At 53.6% G+C, this 3,886-nt stretch carries 3 protein-coding genes and 1 pseudogene; all 4 read right to left on the minus strand.

The window, feature by feature from the left end; genetic code table 11:
- Positions 1–29: 29 nt before the first annotated feature.
- The 4 genes and pseudogenes from ADICEAN_RS20400 to ADICEAN_RS20415 all read right to left on the minus strand — a co-directional run bounded on the left by ADICEAN_RS20400 (position 30) and on the right by ADICEAN_RS20415 (position 3,845).
- Positions 30–587 carry a hypothetical protein gene (locus ADICEAN_RS20400; RefSeq protein ID WP_009197572.1) on the minus strand — a complete coding sequence of 186 codons (558 nt, stop codon included), beginning with the start codon at positions 585–587 and terminating at the stop codon, positions 30–32.
- 203 nt (positions 588–790) lie between these two features.
- Positions 791–1,942, minus strand: a complete 1,152-nt coding sequence (locus ADICEAN_RS20405) for an energy transducer TonB (protein ID WP_009197573.1) — start codon at positions 1,940–1,942, stop codon at positions 791–793.
- 222 nt (positions 1,943–2,164) lie between these two features.
- A complete protein-coding gene (locus tag ADICEAN_RS20410) occupies positions 2,165–2,959 on the minus strand; it encodes an acyl-CoA desaturase (RefSeq protein ID WP_040398579.1) in 795 nt (264 codons plus the stop codon).
- A gap of 240 nt (positions 2,960–3,199) precedes the next feature.
- Positions 3,200–3,845 (minus strand): annotated as a pseudogene (locus ADICEAN_RS20415) (DUF4159 domain-containing protein).
- Positions 3,846–3,886: the final 41 nt, after the last annotated feature.

A 3,886-nucleotide genomic window follows, 5' to 3' on the forward strand; every position in this document is an offset into this window, starting at 1 on the left:
TTTTTTATGCTCAGTTCCGTTTCCGCACACTATTGATCCTTCGGACGGGGGCTGGTGCCGGGAGGGGTCTGGTTTTGCTGACCCTGCGTAGCTGTAGTATCTGCAGCCTGCTTGCCAGCCGGCTGACGCTGTTGGCTGCTGGCTTTTTGCTGTTGCCCCTGAGCCGCAGGGGGTGTTATTTCCATGGGATGGCCGGAGGAATTGATGGTGCGGGTTGGGTCTGTGGAATAGGTAGTGCTGGTTTCCTGATTCTGGTTTAGTTGAGCATCGATTTCGCCTGTCTGGCTACCCTCCGGGGTACTGTCAGAAGGCGTATTGGCCGTGCGCTCAAAGCCGGCGGCAGAGTCGGCCTCTGTTTGGGCCATTGGGCTGCGGTCAGCGACATTCTCTGTGGGAACTCCGCCGGCCTGCGTATCAGCAGCCGGGATTTCCCGCAGCGGCGGGTCCTGGTCTTTGGCATAGCCCTGCTCGTTGCCGGTGGTTTCGGTATTTTGACCATCGCCACAGGCGCTGAAGAATAACAGGCCGGATAGGGCAGCGGCCGATAAAAGCTTGGATAGGGTAGTAGGTATGTTTGTATTTTTCATGTGTTTGCTAATTTGGTATCAGGATCGGTGAGATCCCTTCTTTTTTACTACCCTACTCTACGAATTAGCCTTCAGAGAGTTATGGGCAGAGGAAGGGGGCTGCTCATCGAGCATAAAGAGGGTAGGGGGTATCAGTCGGGGCTCTTATTTGCAAAAAAAACAGGCCGCCAGGGCCTGTTTTCGCATGGTATGCAAGGGGTTTATTAGTCTTCAATGGCCGCATCTTCGGGGCCGGACTGAAAGTGGATGGGCAGCTGTACGAATTCCGCAACAGCCTGGCCATTCATTTTGGCAGGCTCCCACATGCCGCTGGTCTTCAGGATCACTTCTTTCACTTCTTCTTCCATCTCGCTAACGATTGCCTTGAACTCATCCTGGTTTACCTCTCGCTGTATTTGGGTAGGGGCCGGGTTAAGCTCGTTGTTTTGCAGGCGGATGGCAGAAGGGTCCAGGCTTTCGACCACCCTTGGATTGCTTACCTGTCCGTTTTCATCTACCCGAAACTCTACGAATAGGGTGCCCTGGATATCTTCGGCGCGCAGGTTACGGGGGTATTGCAGTTCCTGCCCGATAAACTCATAGAGGGAGTTGTAGCCATTGGCCGGCTGGGCATCTTCATCGGCGGCCATGTAGGTGCCGGTTTTCTCATCCATCTGGCCCCGCATCTGCTCATGCAGTTCAGAACGGCGCAGTTCCAGGTCCTGAAACTGTTTGCGGGCCGTTTCGTCGGTCAGGTTCTCATATTGGATGCCATAGGTGCCATAGCTGTAATCGGCCCCCTCCAGATCGTCGGTATAGCGCATGCCCACCCCGGGGTACTGGCGCAGGGTGCTTCGGATCTGCTGGTTCACCTCCTCAAAATCAAGGCGCAGCTTCTGAATATCGTACTCACTGCGGTCGGTAACATTCTGGCGCTCGGCCTGGGGCAGATCATCCTGCTGCTGTGCCTGCTGGTTTTGGCTGGTTTGTGCATTCTGGCGTGTGCTGCTAGTCTGCTGGCGGCGGTCAGCCGGCTGGTTTTGTCTATCTGTATTTGTTTGTTGCACAGATTGAGTGGTGTTTTGTGCAGGGGTGGTGCCACTGGTTTCGCTATCCCCTGTTTGGCTGCGAGGGGTGGCCATGTCCATGTCGCTCTGCTCCAGTTCGGTATTGGAGGTACGGTCATAGGTATTTACCGTATCGATGGTGCCGGTGCGGGCATCCCCTACAGGGGTCCGCTGGTCTTCAGTGGTATAGGCTGTGTCGTTGCTGGCATCGCGTCGGTCGCTATCGCAGGAGCTGAACAGCATCAGGCCCGATACGGCACAAACGCCCATGAAATATTTGGTCCAGTTCTGTATAATGGTCTTTTTCATCGTATTCTCAGATTAGGTTAAAAAAATCGGAGTCAGTACTCCATTTTTTATGCTCTATTATAGCTTACGAGGTAAAAGACAGAGGGTTATGGGATGCCGGAACGGCAGAAAAGATGCGCAGGGCGGGTGCGCCCGTTGCCGGGCGGGCATATAAAACGAAAAAGCCGGTCTGAAATAACCGGCTTTTTCTCATGATACGATTCAGTAGATGTATGTGCCTGCTTAGGCGGCTTCGGCATTGGTAGTGGCCTGTGGGGAGATGGATACCCGCTTGGGGCGCATCTTGATTACTCCCATAACGCTCAGCAGGCGCACGGCCGGATAAATAGGGTCAAATTCAAACCAGCGTACGCCAAAGTTGGCCCGGTTGGGCAGTTTGTGGTGGTTGTTCTGAAAAAGCTCACCGAGCATCAGAAAATCAATGATCAGGGAGTTGCGCGATTTATCATGGTTATCGAAGTTGGCATAGCCGTATTTGTGGCCGCTCCAGTTTACAATGGCGCCATGTACAGGCCCCATCAGAAAATGGATGGGCAGCAGGCCGTACATCCACCAGTGGGTGCCGGGCATCTCCAAAACGTTGATAAAGAGCACATAAAGGGCTACATAGAACAAGCCCCAGCCAATGCGGCTCCAGCGGGTATCGGCCATCTGGTCAAAGGCAGGCCAGTCCGGCACATCCTTGCGGAAGCGCTCCTCTACCTCTACCTGATGGGTGTACACCTCGTTATAGATATCTTTGGTCTCCCACATCATGGTAAAGAGGTTTTTGGTATGATGCGGAGAGTGGGGGTCCTTTGGGGTATCGGAATAGGCGTGGTGCATCCGGTGCAGGATGGCATAGGCACGCGGGCTCAGATAGGAAGAACCCTGGGTAGCCCAGGTGGCAAAATAAAAGAAGCGCTCCCAGAAGGGACTCATGGTATACATCTTATGCGCTGCATAGCGGTGCAGAAAGAAGGTCTGGCAAAACAGCGACAGATACCAATGGGCTATGAAAATGAAAATAATGATCACGTAACACACATGTTTTAATGAAACAACCGTCAGCCGTGGGCAGAATGCCCACATACAGACATGACACCTGGCTGCCGGCATCTGTGACAAAATGGGGTGATTTATTTTAAAAATTATTTTTGTGAAGGCTGGGGGAAGGGGTGAGGGGATGATCAGGGAAAGCAGGGGCCATGGAAAAAAATACCCCTCCTGCGCAGGTAGCACACAGAAGGGGCAATTGTATGGAGTGCTGTCCGGTTTTTAGTCCCGAATAAAAACGTACGAAAGAATATTGGCGCCCATCTTGAGGGCCTGCTGGCGTTTTTCTTCCGGATCGTTGTGTACCGACTGGTCTTCCCAGCCATTGCCCAGATCACTCTCATAGGAATAAAAGCAGATCAGACGCCCCTCCCAGAACAGGCCCAGGCCCTGGGCTGGCTTGCCGTCATGTTCGTGGATCTTGGGCAGGCCTTTGGAAAAGCTGAACTGCTGGTGGTAGATGGGGTGATTAAAGGGGGATCTCCACAAACTCCAGCTCCGGAAACACCTTTTTCATCTCCAGGCGGATAAACTGGTCCAGTCCATAATTATCATCAATGTGCAAAAAGCCGCCCGACAGCAGGTAGGTACGCAGGTTTTGCGCCTCCTGGGGGCTAAATACCACATTGCCATGGCCGGTCATGTACACATAGGGATAGGAAAAGAGCTCCGGGCTGCCTACTTCCACCACCGATTCGCGCGGGTGCAGGCCGGTATTCAGTTGCTGGTTGGCAAAAGAGATCAGGTTAGGCAGGGCCGTTTTATTGGCGTACCAGTCGCCGCCACCATTGTATTTTAGTTTGGCAATGCGCAGGCTGCCCTGCTGGGCCTGGGCCGCAGCCCCCCCCAGGAGCAGAACCAGCGGCAGAGGGAGACGGTGTGCTTAAGCGCGTTCATGCAGAATATCAT

It is taken from the genome of Cesiribacter andamanensis AMV16 (genome assembly GCF_000348925.1).
Taxonomy (GTDB): Bacteria; Bacteroidota; Bacteroidia; order Cytophagales; family Cyclobacteriaceae; genus Cesiribacter; species Cesiribacter andamanensis.